This window comes from Streptomyces similanensis (assembly GCF_039543625.1).
Taxonomy (GTDB): Bacteria; Actinomycetota; Actinomycetes; order Streptomycetales; family Streptomycetaceae; genus Streptomyces; species Streptomyces similanensis.
Window position 1 is genome coordinate 1 of the sequence record NZ_BAABKC010000081.1, and the last position, 20,191, is coordinate 20,191.

At 74.5% G+C, this 20,191-nt stretch carries 14 protein-coding genes and 1 pseudogene; 4 read left to right on the top strand and 11 right to left on the bottom strand.

The window, feature by feature from the left end; translation table 11 throughout:
* The 5 genes from ABEB07_RS26045 to ABEB07_RS26065 all read right to left on the bottom strand — a co-directional run.
* A partial coding sequence (locus ABEB07_RS26045) for an FAD-binding and (Fe-S)-binding domain-containing protein (RefSeq protein WP_345670541.1) occupies positions 1-3,042 on the bottom strand: 3,042 nt, incomplete at its 3' end.
* An 822-nt stretch (positions 3,043-3,864) separates the two neighbouring features.
* Complete coding sequence (locus tag ABEB07_RS26050; RefSeq protein ID WP_345670542.1) at positions 3,865-4,908, bottom strand: cytochrome c oxidase assembly protein; 1,044 nt, start codon at positions 4,906-4,908, stop codon at positions 3,865-3,867.
* Between the two features lie 156 nt (positions 4,909-5,064).
* Positions 5,065-5,619: a TetR/AcrR family transcriptional regulator gene (locus ABEB07_RS26055; RefSeq protein ID WP_176151449.1), complete on the bottom strand. Its 555-nt coding sequence runs from the start codon at positions 5,617-5,619 to the stop codon at positions 5,065-5,067.
* Between the two features lie 18 nt (positions 5,620-5,637).
* Positions 5,638-6,228, bottom strand: a complete 591-nt coding sequence (locus ABEB07_RS26060) for a sugar O-acetyltransferase (RefSeq protein WP_345670543.1) — start codon at positions 6,226-6,228, stop codon at positions 5,638-5,640.
* Between the two features lie 78 nt (positions 6,229-6,306).
* On the bottom strand, positions 6,307-6,897 hold the full coding sequence (locus tag ABEB07_RS26065) for a cysteine hydrolase family protein (RefSeq protein WP_345670544.1): 591 nt from the start codon (positions 6,895-6,897) through the stop codon (positions 6,307-6,309).
* Between the two features lie 243 nt (positions 6,898-7,140).
* Between ABEB07_RS26065 and ABEB07_RS26070 the strand changes: the two genes are divergently transcribed.
* The gene (locus ABEB07_RS26070; protein ID WP_164588273.1) at positions 7,141-8,133 is read left to right on the top strand and encodes a GlxA family transcriptional regulator; all 993 of its coding nucleotides are present in this window, start codon (positions 7,141-7,143) and stop codon (positions 8,131-8,133) included.
* A 51-nt stretch (positions 8,134-8,184) separates the two neighbouring features.
* On the opposite strand, the gene ABEB07_RS26075 is transcribed toward ABEB07_RS26070, so the two are convergent.
* The 3 genes from ABEB07_RS26075 to ABEB07_RS26085 form a co-directional block, all read right to left on the bottom strand.
* Positions 8,185-8,607 (bottom strand): PPOX class F420-dependent oxidoreductase, encoded by a 423-nt coding sequence (locus ABEB07_RS26075; RefSeq protein ID WP_345670545.1) that lies wholly within the window; start codon positions 8,605-8,607, stop codon positions 8,185-8,187.
* 395 nt (positions 8,608-9,002) lie between these two features.
* On the bottom strand, positions 9,003-9,560 hold the full coding sequence (locus ABEB07_RS26080) for a DoxX family protein (RefSeq protein WP_345670546.1): 558 nt from the start codon (positions 9,558-9,560) through the stop codon (positions 9,003-9,005).
* A gap of 278 nt (positions 9,561-9,838) precedes the next feature.
* Positions 9,839-10,243 (bottom strand): 5-carboxymethyl-2-hydroxymuconate Delta-isomerase, encoded by a 405-nt coding sequence (locus ABEB07_RS26085; RefSeq protein ID WP_345670547.1) that lies wholly within the window; start codon positions 10,241-10,243, stop codon positions 9,839-9,841.
* 332 nt (positions 10,244-10,575) lie between these two features.
* Between ABEB07_RS26085 and ABEB07_RS26090 the strand changes: the two genes are divergently transcribed.
* Positions 10,576-11,856 carry a phosphatase PAP2 family protein gene (locus tag ABEB07_RS26090; protein WP_345670548.1) on the top strand — a complete coding sequence of 427 codons (1,281 nt, stop codon included), beginning with the start codon at positions 10,576-10,578 and terminating at the stop codon, positions 11,854-11,856.
* Between the two features lie 117 nt (positions 11,857-11,973).
* On the opposite strand, the gene ABEB07_RS39280 is transcribed toward ABEB07_RS26090, so the two are convergent.
* Positions 11,974-12,606: a class I SAM-dependent methyltransferase gene (locus ABEB07_RS39280; RefSeq protein WP_425589077.1), complete on the bottom strand. Its 633-nt coding sequence runs from the start codon at positions 12,604-12,606 to the stop codon at positions 11,974-11,976.
* A gap of 120 nt (positions 12,607-12,726) precedes the next feature.
* A pseudogene (locus ABEB07_RS39285) lies at positions 12,727-13,449 on the bottom strand (type 1 glutamine amidotransferase); the annotation flags it as partial.
* A 159-nt stretch (positions 13,450-13,608) separates the two neighbouring features.
* Between ABEB07_RS39285 and ABEB07_RS26100 the strand changes: the two are divergent.
* Positions 13,609-17,943, top strand: a complete 4,335-nt coding sequence (locus tag ABEB07_RS26100) for a molybdopterin-dependent oxidoreductase (protein WP_345670550.1) — start codon at positions 13,609-13,611, stop codon at positions 17,941-17,943.
* Here the strand turns inward: ABEB07_RS26100 and ABEB07_RS26105 are convergent.
* Positions 17,937-19,196 (bottom strand): WD40 repeat domain-containing protein, encoded by a 1,260-nt coding sequence (locus tag ABEB07_RS26105; protein WP_345670551.1) that lies wholly within the window; start codon positions 19,194-19,196, stop codon positions 17,937-17,939. The genes ABEB07_RS26100 and ABEB07_RS26105 overlap by 7 nt on opposite strands.
* A 294-nt stretch (positions 19,197-19,490) precedes the next feature.
* On the opposite strand from ABEB07_RS26105, the gene ABEB07_RS26110 reads away from it, so the two are divergent.
* Positions 19,491-20,156, top strand: a complete 666-nt coding sequence (locus tag ABEB07_RS26110; RefSeq protein WP_164583933.1) for a L,D-transpeptidase family protein — start codon at positions 19,491-19,493, stop codon at positions 20,154-20,156.
* Positions 20,157-20,191 lie beyond the last annotated feature (35 nt).

Here is a 20,191-nt window from a genome sequence, read left to right on the forward strand (position 1 = left end):
GGTCGCGGCCGCCGCGGTGAGCGCCGCGGCGCCCGCGGTGGCCGCCGAGCGGGCGGGGCGGGCGGGGCCGGCGGGCCGCTCGGCCAGGCGTTCGGGCTGCTCGCTGGGCAGGTTCCCGTCGAGGCCGAGGGCAAGCACCTCGGCCAGGTGCAGGGCCCGGCGGCCGGTGCCGCCCTGTTCGATCTGGGTACGGCAGCTGAAGCCGTCGGCGAGCACGAGCGCGTCGGGGGCGGCGCCCCGTACCGCGGGCAGGACGCCCTGCTCGGCGACGGCCATGGACACCTCGTGGTGGCCGCGTTCGAAGCCGAAGTTGCCGGCCAGGCCGCAGCAGCCCTCGTCCAGCACCTCGGCGTCCAGATGGGCGCGGCGCATGAGTTCGCGGTCCGCGTCGAACTTCATGATCGCGTGCTGGTGGCAGTGGGTCTGCACGGTCGCCCGCCGGGTGACCGCGGGCGGCCGCCAGCCGTCGGGCGCGTGGTGCACCAGCTGTTCGGCGAAGGTGCGCACCTGCCCGGCCAGCCGCCGCACGTCCAGGTCCCCGGAGAGCAGCTCGCCGGCGTCGGAGCGGAACACGGCCGTGCAGGAGGGTTCCAGGCCGATGACCGGGGTGCCCGCCTCCATATAGGGCCGCAGCACGCCGAGGGTGCGCCGCAGCACCTTCTTCGCGGTGTCGAGCTGCCCGGTGGAGATCCAGGTCAGCCCGCAGCACACCGGCTCGGTGGGGACGGCGACCCGGAAGCCGGCGTCCTCCAGGACCCGTACGGCCGCCTTCGCGATGGACGGGTGGAAGTAGGTGCTGAACGTGTCGGGCCACAGCAGCACGGTGCGCGGGTCGGCCGGGTCTGGCACGGCCGACTCCCCGCCGCGCGCCCGCCACCACTGGAGGAAGGACTCCTCGGCGAAGACGGGCGCCTCACGCTCGGCCGCCACGCCCGCCAGCCGCTTGCCGACGCCGCCCAGCACCGGCGCCCTGAGCAGGGTGTTGACCAGCGCGGGGGCGAGGCGGGACAGCCGCGCCCACAGCGGCAGCCAGCCCAGCGCGTAGTGGGCGGCGGGGCGCAGCCGGCCCTCGTAGTGGTGGGAGAGGAACTCGGCCTTGTAGGTGGCCATGTCGACGTCGACCGGGCAGTCCGACTTGCAGCCCTTGCAGGCCAGGCAGAGATCGAGGGCGTCCTTGACCTCGGTGGAGCGCCAGCCGTCGGTGATCGTGGAGTCCGCGTGCCCGTCGAGCATCTCGAACAGCAGCCGGGCCCGGCCGCGGGTGGAGTGCTCCTCCTCCTTGGTGGCGCGGTAGGAGGGGCACATCACGCCGCCCTCGTGGCTGCGGCAGTTGCCGATGCCGACGCAGCGCATCACCGCGCGGGTGAAGGAGTGGTCGTCCTGCGGATACCCGAACCGCGTCGTGAGCGGCGTCGGGTGCCAGTCGGCGCCGAGGCGGAGCTGACCGTCGAGCGGGTTGGGGTCGACGACCTTGCCGGGGTTCATCCGGCCGTCCGGGTCGAACAGCCGCTTCAGCTCGCCGAACGCGGTCACCAGCCGCGGCCCGAACATCCGTACCAGCAGCTCGCCGCGGGACTGGCCGTCGCCGTGCTCGCCGGAGAGCGAACCGCCGTAGGAGGTGACGAGGTCGGCGGCGCGCTCCATGAAACGCCGGAAGCGCTCGACGCCCTCGGCCGTCCTCAGTTCGAAGGGGATGCGGGTGTGGATACAGCCCTGCCCGAAGTGCCCGTACAGGGACGGGTGGTCGTAGTCGAACTCCTCGAACAGCTTCTTCAGGTCGCGCAGGTAGTCGCCGAGGTGTTCGGGCGGGACGGCGGAGTCCTCCCAGCCCTCCCAGGTCTCGCGGTCGTCCGGCGGGCGCGCGGTGACGCCGAGTCCCGCCTCGCGGGCCTTGAGCATCCGCTGCTCGCGTTCGGGGTCGTCGGAGAAGGCCACGTCGGGGTCCTTCTCCTCGCGGCCGATCGCGTGCAGCAGGGCGTGCGCCTGCGCGTCCACGTCCTCCTGGCTGTCGCCGCTGTACTGCACCATCAGCCAGCTGTCGCCCTCGGGCAGCACGGCGAGGGACTCCAGGTAGGCGCCCTCCTCACGCATCAGCTGCGCCATCCGGCCGTCCAGCGCCTCCAGTTGGGTGGGGTTGCAGTGCTCCAGCAGACGGGACACGTCGTCGCCGGCGGCGCAGATGTCGGGGTAGCCGAGCACCAGGATGGACTGGTGCTTCGGCACCGGCACCAGGTCGAGTTCGGCGCGCAGCACGGTCACCAGGGTGCCTTCGCTGCCGACCAGGGCGCGGGCGACGTCGAAGCCGTTCTCGGGGAGCAGGGAGTCGAGGTTGTAGCCGGAGACCCGGCGCGGGATCTTCGGGTAGCCGCGGCGGATGTCGGCGAGGTACTCGGTGGCGATGCGTTCCAGGCCGGCGTAGATCTCGGCCCTGCGGCCGCCCTCGGCGGCGATCCTCGCCCGCTCCGCCTCGGAGGTGGGGCCCACCCACATGCGCAGCCCGTCGTAGGTGAGGATCTCCAGCCGCCGTACGTTGTCGACGGTCTTGCCGTAGGCCTGCGCGGAGGCGCCGCAGGAGTTGTTGCCGATCATCCCGCCGAGCGCGCAGTGGCTGTGGGTGGACGGCTTCGGCCCGAACTGGAGCCGGTGGCCCGCCAGCCGCCTGTTCAGCTGGTCCAGGACGATGCCGGGTTCGACCACGCAGGTGCGGGCGTCGGGGTCCACGGCGACCAGGGCGTCGCAGTACTTGGTCCAGTCGATCACCACGGCGGTGTTCGTGGACTGGCCGGCCAGGCTGGTGCCGCCGCCGCGGGAGAGGACCGGGGCGCCGAACCGGGCGCACACCTCGATGGCCTGCGCGCCCGCCTCCACGCTGCGCGGGACCACCACGCCGAGCGGCACCTGACGGTAGTTGGAGCCGTCCGTGACGTAGGCGCCCCGGCTCCCGGCGTCGAACCGGACCTCGGCGTCCACACTCGCGCGCAGCTCCGCCTCCAGGGCGGCCACGTCCACCGCGGGGGCGTCGACGGAACGTGTGCGACTCATCAGGGGCGACCGCCTTCCAGGACCGTGCCGGGCGTGAGCCGTACGGTCCGGTGGGAGCCGGCCGCACGGAGGCGACGGGCCGGGCCGCCGCCGCGCCCCGGGTACCCGCCCTTGCAGTGTGCAAGGGTGCGTATCGCCGCGCGCGGTGGGGCGGGCCGTCACGCCGCCGCCCGGGCGCGAGGCGCACCGCGACCGCGGACACCGCCCCGACTCACGCCGTACGGGCGGACGACAGCCCGTACCCCGCCCCGCCTACGACGCGCCGCCCGGCCCCACGTCCTGGCCGGTTGCCCCACCGGCGCCTCGACCCCCGGCCCCAGGACGGTCACGCGCGCCACCGCCCGCAGCGTCCGGCGCGCCCTGGCCTGCGCGCCCTGGCCTGCGCGCCGGCCAGGGCGCCGTCGCCCGCAGCGGCAGGCGACGCTCGGCTCGTCCCGGCGCGGACGCCGGGCGGAAGGAACCGCGGCCGACGCGCACCGCGCTGCCGCGCGCCCTCGCTCGCGCCCGCGCCCGCGCCCGGAAGCGGCTCCCCGGGTGCGGACCCGCCTTCGCCCGGGCGGGGTGGGTTGGCCTGGTCGGGTGATGGCGGGGGGCGTGGCATGGCTCAGCCGTGCGGGGCCGACGTGGCGTGCAGGGCAGCGAGGTCCACGTGACCGACGACCTCCGTCACCGGGGGCCGTGCGTGGCGAGCACCCAGCAGGTCGCGCGGGCGCGGCTGACCCTGGTCGGCGACGGCGAGCACCGTATCGCCCGGGCGCCGGCCGGGGCCGGGACGGGGGCGGTGCCGCGGGAGGGCGCGGCCGGGCGCGCGGCCCCGCCCCGTCAGGGGGTGTCGTGGTGGCGGCGGATCCGGCTGGCCACGTCGTTCTGCTCGGTCTCCCACCAGGGCCGTACGCGGTCGGCGGGCGCAGGACCCCCTGACGGCCCCGCGGGGTCCGCGGGCTCGGCGGCGGGCGGGGCGACGCGGGCGAGTTCCGCGTCCAGGCGGCGGTCCAGGGCCGCGTTCTGGACCCGCTCGGCCCGCGCCCACTGCACCAGGATCGCCAGCAGGAACGGCAGGGCGACGAGTTCGGCGATGCTGAGCATGGCGCCGCCGCCGATCTGCTGGTCGTGGCGCACGTCCGGCGACCATGCGGGGGCGTGGTGCAGATACCAGGCGCCCGCGATGAGCGTGCCGTGCGTCATCACCACGACGCCGGGCACCGCGTCGACGATGCCGTCCAGGAACACCAGGGCGGCCCGCACCGGATGCGTGCACCAGGAGGGCAGCGCCTCCTCATGCGTGAGCACCGGTACGACGAACAGGCAGCCGGCCGCCAGCAGGTGCAGGTACATCAGCTCGTGCAGCCAGCCGACGCGCAGCGCGGTGGCGAAGTACGGCGTGAAGTAGACCACCAGTTCGGTGGTGAGCACCAGGGCGGTACTGACCAGGGGGAAGGTCAGCGCGCGCACCGCCTTGCCGGAGACCGCCCGCCGCATCCGGGCCGCGGCGCCGGCCGGCAGCGCCTCGACGGCGAGCCGCAGCGGGTCGCCGAGCGCCAGGCCGAGCGGCGCGACGAGGTCGAGCAGGACGTTCTGCACCGCGGCCGGCCAGAACAGCACGTGGTCGTAGACGGCCAGCGCCGACATCGTCGCCACCACCAGCGCGCCGAGGCCGAGCACCGTGAAGGCGGCGAGCCGGGCCGGCGGCCAGGCCCCGCCCCGGCGGCGCACCCGCAGCACGCCCCAGCCGTACAGCCCGCCCAGGACGAGCACCAGCACGAGCGCCGGCACGTCGAGCTGCCAGGAGGACAGCAGCCGGGCCACGGTCGGCCGCGCCGGGCTCCCGGCCGGCAGATCGGTCGCCGCCAAGGCGATCACACGCATCGTTCTCCTTCGGCCCACCGCGGGACGAGTCGGGACAGGTCCCCTCCGGGACGGTAGCCCCTCGCGGCCCGACGTCCGGCGGCGGGGTGGGCCCGATCGCACCGAGGCCCGCTGCGCCGTGTGACGCGGCGCGGTCCGCCCCGAGGGGCGTGCCGGTCAGTCGCGGCCGCCGTCCGTGGTGATGCGGGTGACCGCCTCCAGGGTCAGCGCGCGGTCGTGCGGGTCGCCGGCCAGGGCGCGGTGCAGGGTCAGGCCCTCGATCAGGGCGTCGAGCTGGCGGGCCGTGTCCGGGTCGAAGTGCCGCTCCAGATGGGCGCGGCTGCGCCGCATCCATTCCTCGGTGAGTTCCCGGTAGGCGGGCCGCCGTGCGGCGAGGGTGTACAGCTCCTGGGTGAGCACCAGGTCGCGCCGGGCTCCCCCGGACAGCGCGTGGACGAGGTCGGCCACGGCCGCTCTGGCCTCCTCGGGGCCCGTGGCGGCGCCGAGGTGGGCGTCGAAGACCGCGACGACATGGCCGGTGAACCGCCCGAAGGCTTCCCGGAGCATCTGGTCGATGCCGTCGAAGTGATACGTCATCGAGCCCAGCGGCACTCCGGCGCGGGCGGCGACCTTGCGGTGCGAGACGGCCGCCAGTCCCTCCTCGGCGATCAGGTCGAGGGCGGCGTCGATGATCCGGTCGCGGCGGCGCGGATCGGTGTGTCCGGTGGCCATGGCGGGGTACGCGCCGCCTCAGAGGTCGCGGACCGGGCGGGCCGGGTTGCCCACGGCGACGACGTCGGCGGGGACGTCCTTGGTGACCACCGCGCCGGCGCCGATCACCGCGTTGTCCCCGATGGTCACACCCGGCAGCACGATGGCGCCGCCGCCGAGCCACACGTTGTTCCCGATGGTGATGGGGCGCGCGGCTTCGAGCTTGTCGCGGCGGGGCCCCGGCTCCAGCGGGTGGGTGGGGGTGAGCAGCTGCACGTTCGGGCCGATCTGGCAGTCCTCGCCGATCACGATGGCGGCGACGTCGAGCGCGGTGAGGTGGTAGTTGACGAAGGTGCGCGCACCGATGGTGATGTTGCTCCCGTAGTCCACGTACAGCGGCGGGCGCACGTGCGCCTCCTCCCCCAGCGCGCCCAGCAGCTGCTCCAGGACCGGGCGGGCGCCGTCGGCGTCCTCGGCGTAGGCGGCCTGGTAGCGGGCGGCCAGCCGCACCGCCCGCTGCTGCCGGCGGGCGATCTCGGGGTCGTCGGCGGTGTAGAGGTCGCCCGCGAGCATGCGCTCCAGGTTGGTCCGGGGGTCGTCGGCGAAGTGGTCGGTCGGGTCGGTCGGCATGCGTACGATCGTACACTCGCGGATGTACGACCGTACGCTCCCCCGCTCCCGCACCGTGGCGGCCGCGGGCCGGCGGCCTCAGGACAGGGACTTCTCCGAGGCGACGACGACGCCGTAGAGGTCGGCGATCGTGGCGAGCGCGCCGTGGTGGATCTGCTCGGCGGTCAGGTCCGCGTCCACGGACCGCAGCGGCCGCGTCGCGCAGGCGTCGGCGACCACCGTGGGGCGGTTGCCGCGCAGGAACGCGCCCTCCACCGTGAACAGCACGCACATGTGCGTCATGAAGCCGACGACGATCACGTCCTCGTTGCCGGCCGCGTCGACGTGCTCGGCCAGGCCGGTGCCGACGAAGGCGTTCGGGACCTTCTTGACGACGACCGTCTCGCCCTCGGCCGGTGCGACGCTCGGATGGATGCGGCCGATCTCGGCCTCGACGTCGTACGGGGTGCCGGGGCCGCCGTCGTTGACGACGTGGATGACCTTCGCGCCGGCCTCCCGCGCCCGGCCCAGCAGGGCCGCCGCGGAGTCGAGGGCGGCCTGCCAGCCGGTCAGCTCCATCACCCCGCCGACGTAGGTGTTCTGGTAGTCGACCAGGATCAGGGTCGAGTCGGCGAGCACGGCGGGCGCCTCGTCGAAGCCGTTGAGCTCGCGCAGGGTGGTCGTGGCCATGAGTGTGTCCCCCTTGGGATACGTGTGCGTAGGCGTCCGCGCACGACGTGCGCGGGTGTCCGGGTACGCACGTGGGTGTGGACGGGTGTGCCGGGTGGGCGTCGCCCGCCTCCGCGGCGGGCCCCTCCGGAAAACTACGGGCGGTGCGGGAGTGTCGGCAATGACGTCTATCCTGCAGATCCGGACATCGCCTCGGCTCGCCCCCTCGTCCGCCTCGCCCACCCCCTCACCTGACGGAGCGTCATGAACAGCGACGGACGGCTCGTCGTCATCGTCCTCTTCGACGGCGTCGACCTGCTCGACGTCACCGGGCCGCCGGAGGTGTTCTCCCTGCTGCGGCGCGAGACCGACGGCGCCATGGCCTACGAAGTCGCCCTGGTGGCCGAGACGTCGGACCCCGTCACCACCGCTTCGGGGGTGCGCGTCCTGCCCGACGCCACCTTCGACGACGTGGGCGTGCGCGGCATCGACACCCTGCTGGTGCCCGGCTCGGTCGAGATCGACGGGCGGCGCCGTGTCCGCGCCCTCGCCGACCCGGCCGTGGTCGACCGGGTGCGCGACCTCGCCGGCCGGGCCCGGCGGGTGGCGTCCGTCTGCGTGGGGGCGCACATCCTCGCCGCCGCCGGACTGCTCGACGGCAAGCGGGCCACCACCCACTGGTCGACCGCTCGGCAACTGGCCGCGGAGCACCCGGCGATCGAGGTCGACGCCGACCCGATCTTCATCCGCGAGGGCGAGGTCTGGACCGGCGCGGGCATCAGCGCCTGCCTCGACCTCTCGCTGGCCCTGGTCGCCGACGACTTCGGCGAGCAGGTCGCGCTGCGGATCGCCCGCCAGCTGGTGATGTACCTGAAACGGCCCAGCGGACAGAGCCAGTTCAGCGTGCCGCTGGAACCCGTCTCCACCACCCGGCGCGTCGAGGACCTGCGCCACCACGTGGCGGACCACCTCGGCGAACGGCTCGGCGTCGCGGAACTCGCCGCGTACGCGCATGTCGGCGAGCGGCAGCTGACCCGGATCTTCAAGACCGAACTCGGCATGACCCCGGGGGCCTACGTCGAGTCCGCCCGGGTGGAACGGGCGCGCAACCAGCTGGAGTCCACCGACGACACCCTCGAACGCATAGCGTCCGCCTGCGGTTTCGGCACCACGGACACCCTCGTGCGGGCGTTCCGCCGCCGGCTCGGCACGACGCCGACGGAGTACCGGCGCCGCTTCCGGCCGGCTCCCGGCTGACGCGCGTACGGCGCGCGGCCGGCCCCCGGCGGGGGCGGGTCGGCGGTGTCCTCAGGTCGAGGCCTGGTCGCTGTCCTTCAGCGCGCCCCAGCCGTGCCAGCGCTCGACCTCGATCCAGGCGCTGACCCGGGCGCGGACGCGGTCCGGGTAGGGGCCGCCGGTGTAGTGGGCGGCGATCCGGTCGATGTCCGCGAGGCCCTCGTCCTCGGTCAGTCCGGCGACGCGGCCGATGAGGGTGACGTGGGTGTACCAGTCGTCCCCGGCCAGGACGGTGAGGCTCACGCGCGGGTCACGGCGCAGATGGCGCAGGCGGACCCGGCCCTCGTCCAGGCTGATCAGGACCCGGCCGTCCTGCCACAGGTACCAGGTGGGCGTGGAGACCGGCGCGCCGTCGGAGCGCAGGGTGGCCATCACGCAGGGGTTGGGGCGGCGCAGCAGTTCCACGGCCTCGGGCGGCAGCGGCGGCTTGGACATCTCGGTTCCTCCGGTTCTCGGGGCTTCTTGAAGCTTCTCGGGGCTTCTCGGTCGGCGGCGGACCGCCCGGGCACGGCCGGGGCCCCGCGGGTGCCCCACGACCATTCGGCGCCAGGCGGAGTCCTGCGGATACCCGGCGACCGCTGGGCACCGGGAGCGGCCCTGCGGCACGTCCGGCGACCGCTCGGCGCCGGGCGGTGCCGGGCGGTGCCGGGCGGTGCCGGGCGGTGCCGGGCGGTGCCGGGCGGTGCCGGGCAGCGCCGCACGGCACGCCCGGCCGGTTCGGGACACCGGGCGGGCGTCGGGTCCGATCCTGCCGGACGCGGCCCCGTGGAGCGCGTCCAGCCACGCCCGACGGCGTGGCCGCGACCGTCGTACGGCGGGGCCGGCCCGTCTCAGAGGCTGAGCGTGATGGCGGAGCCCACCCCCGCGAGACCGAGGGCGACGGCGCCTTCGGGCCAGCCTCCCCGACCCCAGCGGAAGAACCGGTCGACGGCGAACCGGCCGGGACCGATCAGGGCGACCGCCAGCGCGAGCACGGCGATGCAGACGCTGTACTCCACGCCCCCGTTCGCCTCCCACAGACCGTGCGCGCCGGTCACCGTCGCCATGGCGTTGATCATCACGCCGATCAGCGCCGCGGCGGCCAGCGGCGTGAGGAATCCGATCGCCAGGCCCAGCCCGCCCAGCGACTCCGAGAGTCCGCCGATCACGGCGAAGACCCGGCCCGGACGGTAGCCCAGGGCCTCGAACCCCCTGGCGGTCTCGGTCAGCCCGCCACCCCCGAACAGACCGAACAGCTTCTGCGCGCCGTGCCCCGCCATCAGCAGCCCGAACGTCAGCCGGACGAGGAGGAGACCCCAGTCGGACGCCGACGACCAGCCGGCGTCCGCGCCGCGCGCCGTCGGTTCCGCCGTGTCGGACGGCCGGTACAAGATGTGCTTCACAACCATGGAAAGCTCCGGAAAGGTGAACGCCGGAACGGAAAAGACCCCCAGCTCGGCGGCGAGGCGCCGAGTCACCGGTCGACGGCCGGAGCCCCGCGCCGCGCCGCGCAGCGTGCCGGCCGCCCACGGCCCACGCTTGCGCAGCGACGCCGCCCGCGCATCCCGAACCCCGGCCGCACCGCCCGCGCATCCCGAGCACCGGCCTCACCGGACCGCGCTCCCCGGCCGCACCAGTCGCACCAGTCGCACCGTGTCGGCCGGCGCGGCGGCCGCGTACCCGGCGTTCACGGGCGGGCGCTCACCGGCTCGCCCCTGCGCCGGGGCGAGCGCGCGGTGGGGAACAGGCGGTAGGAGCCGGCCAGGTCCCGCACCTCGACCGAGCAGGTCGCCCCGCCCGCCGGGAGGCGGGCCACGAGCAGGCTCAGGATGTGCTCGGACAGCCGCGCCTTCAACGCCTCGGAGCGTCCGGGCATGAGGCCGACCTCCACGTGCACGAAGCCGCTCCCCCCACTCCCCCCGTCCGCGTCCGCGCCGTCCCCGACGTACGTCTCGGCCCGGCGGAACACGGTCTTGCACACCCCCGTCGACCCCGAGTCCGCCAGGACCAGCGGGTGCAGCTCCTCGATCAGGGCCGCCCGGTCGAGGGCGTCGGCCAGCGGCGCGGAGCAGTCGATGGTGAGGTGCGGCATGGGGAACCCTTCACACGTCCTGGTTTCATAAGGCAACCATTTTCCCCCGAGCCGACGGCTCCCGCCCCACCGGGCGTCCGGGCGTCGTCCGTAACCAGCGAAACCCTCCCACACCGTGGCGTTAGCATGTTCGAACTCGCGACGATCTCCCTGATCGCCACTCTTCACCGGGAAATCATGCCGAACAATATAAAAAGTGACCCGTCCTCCCAAAATCGAGCAAACGAGCCAAACAATTGAAAACCAACCCCACACGAATATCGCCCCGAATCCCGGCACAGAGAGACGGCAGTTCTGATACCGCCTCCGCGCCCGGACGCCGACCGCAGACGGTGCTGTGGACCGCGGCGGGCGCGGCGACGCTCGGATTCATCGTCGCGCTGGAATTCGCCGCCCGGCACTACGGCCTGCCGGGGCCGATCACCAACCAGGCACGTGAGGTGATCTTCACCCCGAGTTCGGGCCCGTTGCTGTACGCCGGTCTCGCGCTGACCATGGTGGTGCTCACCTGGCGGCAGCGGCTCATCGCGATGGGCACGGCGATCGGCATCGACCTCGTCTTCTTCCTGGTGCGGTGGGCCGTCGGCGCTCCCCTGGAGTTCGGCAACGGCGCCCTGTGGGTGATCCTGGGCTGTGCCGCCCTCGCGGTCCTCCGCCGCACCGGACAGGAGCGGGCGCTGCTGCTGAAGGGCGTCGGGCTGGGTCTGCTGCTGGTGGCCGGCCACAAGACGGGCGACACCTGGCTGCTCATCACGTCGAAGACGCGTCCCCTGGTGCTCGACCAGTACGTGGCGACGGCCGATCACGCGCTGGGCAACCCGTCGTGGCTCGTCGGGCAGTTGGTGAACGCCACCGGTTCGTTCGGCTACTACTCCCTGCACCTGGTCTACGGCCAGCTCCCCCTGGCGGCGGCGATCGTCGGGCTGTACCAGCTGCGGAACGTGGCGTTCGAGCGCCGCTTCCCGCAGCACCACCTGGTGCGCACCTTCCTGGTCATCGGCCTGGTCGGACCGGCCATCTACATGATCTTCCCGGTCGTCGGGCCGATCTTCGCCTACGGCGCCGACGGCGGGCGCTGGGCGACGGCCGACCTGTGGCCGAACACGCCGCCACCGCTCGGCGCCCCGCACGCGATGCTGTTCGACGGGATCACTCCGCGCAACTGCATGCCGAGCCTGCACACGGCGTGGGCCACCTCGCTGTTCATCCACTCCCGCGAGGGCTCGCGGCTGATGCGGTTCGCCGGTGCGTTCTGGCTGGTCGCCACGCTCACGGCGACGCTGGGCTTCGGCTACCACTACGGCGCCGACCTGATCGCCGGCGGGGTGTTCGCGCTGACAATCGAAGCGGTGATGCGCGCGTTCGCGCGGGGCTGGGACCGCTCCGCCGTCCGGCTGGTCGTCCACGGCTCGGTGGTGTTCACCGCGCTGCTGGTGGCGTACCGCTGGCTGCCGACGGAGCTGGCCGCCCGCCCGTGGCTGTACGGGCCGCTCCTCCTGCTGGCGCTGGCCTCGGTGATCCACCACTACGTACGGGCCACGAAGCTGTGGGCGGCGGCTCCGCGGACCGCGCCGCCGGTGCCGCGGCCCGAACCGCAGCCCGAACTCGCCTGATCCCACCCGGGACCGGGCGGCGCGCCGCCCCCGGGGCCGGCGCCGGAACGCTCACCGCGCACCGGCGCCGCCCGAGCGGGGGCGTGCGGACCGCCGCCGGGCCGCCGTACGGAGCGGTCAGCCGCCGAGGCGTACCGCGCGGGCCAGGAAGTGCCGCCGGGCGTCCTCGTAGCACACCGGGTCCCAGCCGGACGTCCGCAGCACGGGGCGCAGGTTCTCCTCGGCCAGCGGGTCGGCGGGGTCGAGGGGCCGGCCGTGGCGGGCGGCGCGTTCGGCGCGGCCCGAGGGGTGGAACAGGAGCAGGACGCCGCCGGGAGCCGTCACCCTGGCCCATTCGCGCAACGCCGCCGCCGGGTCGGGGACGTGGTCGACCAGGCCCGCGCTGAAGACGCCGTCCACCGCGCCGGAGGGGAGCGGCAGCCGGCAGGCGTCGGCCACCAGCAGCCCGCCGTCCCGGTCGCGGCCCTCGCGCACGGCGGCCGTGAGCATGGCGGGGGTGAGGTCGATGCCCGCGACGACCCCCTCGGCGCCGACCTGGGCGCGCAGCGCGGGAAGCACCCGGCCGGTGCCGCAGCCCAGGTCGAGCACGCGCTGTCCGGGGCGTAGTCCCATCCGCCGGGCCGCCGCGTCGTAGCGGGGGTTGTCGCCGGCGAACCTCTCCTCCCAGGTGGCCGCCCGGCGGGTGAAGAAGGCGCGCGTCGCCGTCTGTCCGGCGCGCTCCGCGACGAAGGCGGCGAAGCGCTTGAACACGCCGTCGCGGTGGCGGGCGAGGGCGGCCAGTTCCGCGGGCGCCTCCGCCGGCAGACCGGGCGCGGTGGCCGCTTCCCGGGGGAACGCGCCGGCGAACGCCCGCACCGCCGTCGCGTCCGCCTCCAGGTGGAACTGGGCGCCCCAGGCCGAGCCGCCGACGCGGAACGCCTGCACCGGGTAGCGGTCGCAGGAGGCGAGGAGCGTGGCCCCGGCCGGCAGGTCCATCGTGTCGCTGTGCCAGTGCAGCACCCGCAGCCGTTCGGGTACGGCGGCGAACAGCGGGTCGTCGTGGGCGGCCTCGGCCATCGCCACCTCGCCCCAGCCGATCTGCGCCCCGTCGCCGGGCCGGGCGGCGCCGCCCGCCGCGACCGCCAGCAACTGCGCGCCCAGACCCACGCCCAGCACCGGCACCTCGGCGGCCAGCGCGGCCCGCAGCAGGGCCAGTTCCTCGGTGCGGCCCGGGAAGTCCCGGCAGGCGGACATCGGCCCGCCGAGCACCACCAGCGCCACCATGCCGTCGGTCGTGCGCGGCACCGGCTCGCCGGCCCAGACCCGGCAGACCCGGACCGGCAGGCCGGCCGCCGCCAGCCCGGCGCCGATGGCGTACGGCCCCTCCTGCGGTGCGTTCTCCACCACCTGGATCACGGCCCACCACCTCCCGCACGACCGTACCCGGACGGGAGCGGTACAGATAGGCAGATGCCAGGAGAAAATTCGTTCGCGACAGCACTTGCGGCACTTTTCGGCCCAATGGGTCAGCAGATGCGGCCACGACGACGGATGGTGGGCGGTCGGAGGAGCGGGGTCGGCCGGGCGCCCGGAACCGCGGGGCGGTGGCCTCACAGGCGGGCGCGGGCAGGTGTGCGTGAGGCGTAATGCCGGACGTTCCCGGCGCGTGACGGGGCGGAAACGCGATCTTTCTACGGTGCTCGTCGTGGGGCCGTTCGCGGCGGTGAGCGGCGGGCGCCCCGCGACGACACGGCCGTGCGGAGGGAGGCTCGAATGGCAGCCGGCTCGGAGAAGGAGAGCGTGCGCACGGTGTGCTCGTACTGCGGGGTCGGCTGCGGGATGGTGCTGGACGTGGTGCGCGACCCGGCCGACGGCCGGCGCCGGGTGGCGCGGGCCGCCGGGGACCGGGCGCATCCCGCCAACCGCGGCCGGCTGTGCACGAAGGGCGCCACCAGCGCGGACATGATGGCCGCGCCCGGCCGCCTGGACCGGGCGCTGGTCCGCGCCGGACGCGGCGCCCGGCCCGTCCCGACGGACGTGGAGGAGGCCGTCGCCACGGTCGCCGGCCGGCTGCGGGCGATCCTGGACGAGCACGGACCGGACGCGCTGTCCTTCTACGTGTCCGGGCAGATGTCCCTGGAGGCCCAGTACCTGGCCAACAAGCTGGCCAAGGGCTTCGTGCGGACCAGTCACATCGAGTCCAACTCCCGCCTGTGCATGGCGTCGGCGGGCTCCGGCTACAAGCTGTCGCTGGGCGCGGACGGACCGCCCGGCTCCTACCAGGACTTCGACCACGCGGACGTGTTCCTCGTCATCGGCGCCAACATGGCCGACTGCCACCCCATCCTCTTCCTGCGCATGATGGACCGGGTCAAGTCGGCGGGCGCCCGGCTGATCGTCGTCGACCCGCGGCGCACCGCCACCGCCGACCGGGCCGACCTCTTCCTCCCCGTCCGCCCCGGCACCGATCTCGCGCTGCTCAACGGCCTGCTGCACCTGCTGGTGGCGGACGGCCACACCGACGAGGAGTTCATCGCCGAGTTCACCGAGGGCTGGGAGGAGATGCCCGCCTTCCTCGCGGACTACCCGCCGGCGAAGGTCGCGGAGATCACGGGCGTTCCGGAGGCCGACATCCGGCGGGCCGCCCGGTGGATCGGCGAGGCCGGCGCGTGGATGAGCTGCTGGACCATGGGCCTGAATCAGTCCGTCCACGGCACCTGGAACACCAACGCCCTCATCGATCTGCACCTGGCCACCGGCGCCATCTGCCGCCCGGGCGCCGGACCGTTCTCGCTGACCGGCCAGCCCAACGCGATGGGCGGCCGGGAGATGGGCTACATGGGCCCGGGCCTGCCCGGTCAGCGCTCGGTCCTGGTCGACGCCGAGCGCGCCTTCACCGAGAACCTCTGGGGCGTGCCGGCGGGTTCGCTGCGCACCGAGTCCGGGCGCGGCACCGTCGAGATGTTCGAGCGGATGGCGGCCGGCGACATCAAGGCCTGCTGGATCATCTGCACCAACCCGGTCGCCTCGGTGGCCAACCGCAGGACCGTCCTGGCCGGTCTGGCGGCGGCCGAACTCGTCGTCACCCAGGACGTGTTCGCCGAGACGGAGACCAACGCCCACGCCGATGTGGTGCTGCCCGCCACGCTGTGGGCGGAGTCCGACGGTGTCATGGTCAACTCCGAGCGGAACCTGACCCTCGTGCCGGGTGTCGTCGATCCGCCCGGACAGGCCCTGCCCGACTGGGAGTTGATCGCACGGGTGGCCCGGGCGATGGGCTTCGCCGACGGCTTCTCGCACACCTGCGCCGAGGAGGTGTTCGAGGAGCTGAAGCAGGCGTGGAACCCGGCGACCGGCTGGGACCTGCGGGGAGTCGACTACGCGCGGCTGCGGGCCGCTCCCGTGCAGTGGCCCGCGCCGGCCGCCGACGGCCCGGACCGCAACCCGATCCGCTACCTCAACGACGGCGTCAGCCAGACCCTCCTGGTGCGCGAGGACGGCAGCCGTCCCCGGCTCGCCTTCCCCACCGCGAGCGGCCGTGCGCGGTTCTACGCCCGCCCGCACCTGCCGCCCGCCGAACTCCCCGACGACGATTACCCGTTCGTCCTGAGCACCGGCCGCCTCCCGCACCAGTGGCACACGCTGACCAAGACCGGCAAGGTCGCCCAGCTCAACAAGCTCGCCCCCGGCCCCTTCGTCGAGGTGCACCCCGAGGACGCCGACGGCCTCGGGGTCGCGGACGGCGACTTCCTGGAGGTGGCCTCCCGGCGCGGGCGCGCCGTGCTGCCCGTCGTGGTCACCGACCGGGTCCTGCCCGGCGTCTGTTTCGCGCCCATGCACTGGAACGACCTGTTCGGCGCGTACCTCAGCGTCAACGCCGTCACCCACGACGCCGTCGACCCGATCTCCTTCCAGCCCGGGTTCAAGGCCTGCGCCGTCGCCCTCGCCGGAGCGGCCGCCCCCGCCCCGGCGGCCCGCCCGACCCCCCAGCCGGAGGCCACACCCGTGACACCCGCTGCCCCGCCCCCCGGCTCCCCGTCCCTCTCCTCCGCGTCCCTCTCCTCCGTGCCTCCTGCCGCGGCGCCCGCACCGGCCGCCGCTGCGGCGGCCGCCCCCGCGGACTCGCCCGTCCACGCCCTGGCCGGCCTGTTCGGCGTCACCGACCTCTCCCCCGCCCCTCTCGCCGAGCCGGAGCGCCGTTACCTCGCCGGCTACCTGTCCGGCCTCGCCCTGGCCCCGCCCGACGGGAGCGTCCCTGTCCTGCCGCCGGACGCGCCCTTCGAGCACGGCCGGGCCCGGTGGGTCGAGGGCGTCCTCGCCGGCGTGTTCTCCCGCGCGGCCACCGCCGCCGTACCCGCCGCCGCCGCACCCGCCGGCGTCCGGACGGACCCGCGGGCCGGCGCATCGCGGGCCGTACCCGCCCGCCGCCTGCTCGTCCTGTGGGCCTCCCAGACGGGCACCGCCGAGCAGTTCGCCACCGGCGCCGCCGCACACCTCGCCCGGGCGGGCCGCGCCCCCGAGGTGCTGCCGATGACCGAGGCGACCTGGGACCGCCTCGGCCCCGGCACCGACGCACTCCTCGTCACCAGCACCTTCGGCGACGGCGACGCACCCGACAACGGCGCCGTCTTCTGGCAGGCCCTGTCCGCCCCCGACGCCCCGCGGCTGGAGGACGTCCGGTACGCGGTCCTCGCCTTCGGCGACTCCGGCTACGACGACTTCTGCGGCCACGGCCGCCGGCTCGACGAACGCCTCGCCGCCCTCGGCGCCGCCCGCCTCCTGCCCCGGACCGACTGCGAACCCGACTTCGAGGAGACCGCCGGGCAGTGGCTCGACCGGGTGAGCGTCGCCCTGGCGACGACCGCCGGGGAAGCGGCCGTCGCCGCGCGCCCGGACGGGACGCCCGCGCCCGCCCGCACCGCGCCCGCCGTACCGGCCGTCGCCCCCGTCCCCGCCGCTGCCGCTGCCGCTGCCGCAGTGCCGCCGGTGTACAGCAGGTCGTCCCCGTTCGCCACCCTGATGATCGGCAACAGGCTGCTCAGCCTGCCCGGTTCGCACAAGGAGGTACGGCAGTTCGCCTTCGACACCCGGGGCGGCGAACTCGCCTACGAGGCCGGTGACGCCCTCGGCGTCCGGCCCGTCAACGGCAGCGGCCTCGTCGCCGAGTGGCTCGCCCTCACCGGCCTCGACCCCGACGAGCCGGTCGACCTCGCCGACGGCCCGCCCCTGCCGCTGGAGGAGGCGCTGCGCACCCGGCTGGACATCTCCCGCCTCACCACGGACCTGCTCAGGTTCGTCACCGAGCGGACCGGCGATCACGGCCTCAGACGGCTTTTGCGGACGGACAACAAGGACGCGCTCGCGCAGTGGAGCTGGGGACGCCAGGCGGCCGACCTCGTCGCCGAGTTCCCCGTCCGCGCCTCGGCGGCGGAGTGGTCGGGGGTCCTCAAACGCCTCCAGCCCCGGCTGTACTCCATCTCCTCCAGCCCGCTCGTCCGGCCCGGCGAGGTCCGCCTCACCGTCTCCGTCGTCCGTTACTCCGGCGCCCTGGGCCGGGACCGCAAGGGCGTCTGCTCGACCTATCTCGCCGACTGCGCGGACGACGGCCCGGTCCAGGTCCATGTGCGGCGCTCACCGCACTTCAGGCCGCCGGCCGACCCGGCCGCGCCCATGATCATGGTGGGCCCGGGGACCGGCGTGGCGCCGTTCATCGGCTTCCTGGAGGACCGTCTGGCCCGCGGGCACACCGGCCCCAACTGGCTCTTCTTCGGCGAGCAGCGCCGGGCCACCGACTTCTACCACCGCGAGGACCTGGAGGCGTACCGGGCCTCCGGCCACCTCGACCGGCTCGACCTCGCCTTCTCCCGCGACCAGCGCAACAAGGTCTACGTCCAGGACCGGATGCGCGAGCAGGGCGCCCGCCTGTGGCAGTGGCTCCAGGACGGCGCGCACTTCTACGTCTGCGGCGACGCCGGCCGGATGGCCAAGGACGTCGACCGGGCGCTCAGGGACGTCGCCGCGGACCATGGCGGCATGGACCCCGAGGCGGCCGCCGCCTGGGTACGCCGCCTGGCCGCGGACGGACGCTACGTCCGCGACGTCTACTGACCGGAGGTGACCACCCCTTGGAAGCCGTACTGGGCGTGCGCGTCGGCGATGCCCAGAGCGACACGGGGGCCCACGGGACGCTGGCGGACGATCGGCTCGATGCCGTCGTAGTCGACGACGTCCCACCGGTCGCCGTCCAGGTCCACGAGCGGGCCGGTCAGATCGTAGACGTCGCCGGTGGCCGGGTCGGTCCAGCGCGCCGGCAGCCGGGGGGCGTACCGGTCGGGCACGTCGGCGCCGATCCGGCGGTGCTCCGCCAGATCCCACACCCGCACCCGCTCGTGACCGTACACCGCGAGCGCGAGCGGGCGGCCGTCCAGCGTGCCGCAGGCCAGCGAGGTGACGCCGGGGACGTCCCGGCCGTCGAACAGCGGCGGTCCGGCCGGCCGGCGACCGCGCAGGTCCCACACCCGCACGTCCTCGCCGCCGCTGACGGCGACCGGCCGGCCGGCCACCGTGGCCAGCGCCACGGCGCCCACCGCGTCGCCATGGCCCTCGATCGGTGTGCCCGCCGGATCGGGCGCCGTGAGGTCCCACAGGCGCAGGGTGCGGTCCCGGCCGCCGGAGACCGCGATCGGCCGCCCGTCGAGCAGGCCGTAGGCCACCGTCGCGACGGGGCCGGTGTGACCGGTGAGCGGCCGGCCGATCGGCTCGCGCCGCTCCAGGTCCCAGATCCGTACGGTCTCGTCCTCGGCCGCGGTCAGGGCGATCGGGCGGCCGTTCAGCTCCCCGCAGGCCACGGATCTGATCACGCCGGTGTGGCCGCACAGCGGTTCGCCCAGCTGCTCCGCGGTGGCGACGTCCCAGATGTGGACGGTTCTGTCGTAGCCGCCGGTCACGGCCACCAGCCGTCCGTCCAGCCGGGTGCAGGCGACGGCACGGAGCCCGCCGCCCGCCCGTCTGCCGGGCGGGTAGGGGCGCGACTCGGCGCCGCTGATCCGCCGTCGCTCGGCCAGGTCCCACACCCACAGCCCGCCGCCCACCAGGACCGCCACGGACCGTTGTCCGAGCATGCCGTGGGCCACCCCCCACACGGGTGCGGTGCCCGCGGGCGCGAGGGGAGGGCCCGACTGCCGGTGGTCGCCCATGTCCCACACCCGCAGCGCGCGGTCCTGGCCGAGGGTTAGCGCCACGGGCCGCCCCTCCACCGCAGCGCACACCACCTCCGTGACCCCGCCCGCCGCCAGGGGCGGGACGATCTGCGCACCGAAACGCCACGGAATCCGCGGCTCGGCCTCCTGGTGCTCGGGCATCGGCACTCCTCGTCGGTCTCGCCGGGGCCGGCAGCGGCGACGGACCGCCGCGGGACAGGGCGATCCTGCCAAAGCAACCCGCTTCGTTCCACCCCCACTTCGGGCATCGCCGTCAGGCCCCTCACCGGCCTGGCGCCCGCCCGTCCCCCTCCCCACGGGCGCCGTCGAGACAAACGGCGACGGGACGCCTCAGGGCTAGCCCCGATGTGCGCGCCGGCCGGGGCTCCTAGTTTGGTGCTCACTCCGCAACGGACATCAAGGCGGACATCAACGGACATCAAGGGGGACATCACCATGCATCACGCCAAGCGCTTCAGGTACGCCGTCACCATGGCGGCCGCCGGACTGATCCTGTCCGGCTCGGCCCTCGACGCGGTGGCGGCCGAACCCTCGGCGCCGCTCGCCGCGAAGACGGCCGCCGCCACCGCCGCGCACTCCGGCGGCGGTCAGGTCTCGGCCGCCGCCAAGACCTCCACGTACCTGTGGTTCAAGAAGAACTCCAAGAACCCGTCGAAGTCCCGGCTCAGCCTGGTGTACGTGCAGCAGGGCGGCGACGGCCGCACGCACAGCTTCACGGTCGACAGCTGGCGCGCCGGATCGGGCAACGGCAGCACCAACACCTGCGCCCGCAACAAGGGCTGGCTGCCGAACGGCACGTACGGCATCAAGGCCTTCTACAGCGCCCACAACGGCGGCTCCCACGGGGTGAACGGCATCTCCTGGCTGCTGAGCAACCACAAGTGCCACAGCGGCACCAACCGCACGGAACTCTTCATCCACAGCGAGATGCGGCCCAACGGCACCCAGGGTCCCCGTACCGGCGGTGACAGCCCGTACCGCTGGGACGGCGACAGCGACTACAAGTCCAACGGCTGCATCAAGCTCAAGCCGTCCGACATCCGCGAGCTCAAGGGGTACCGCTCCAACTACCCCAAGCCGACCAAGCTGTACGTCTCCTGAGGAAGGACCAGGGGGCGCCACGGCCGGCGCCCCCT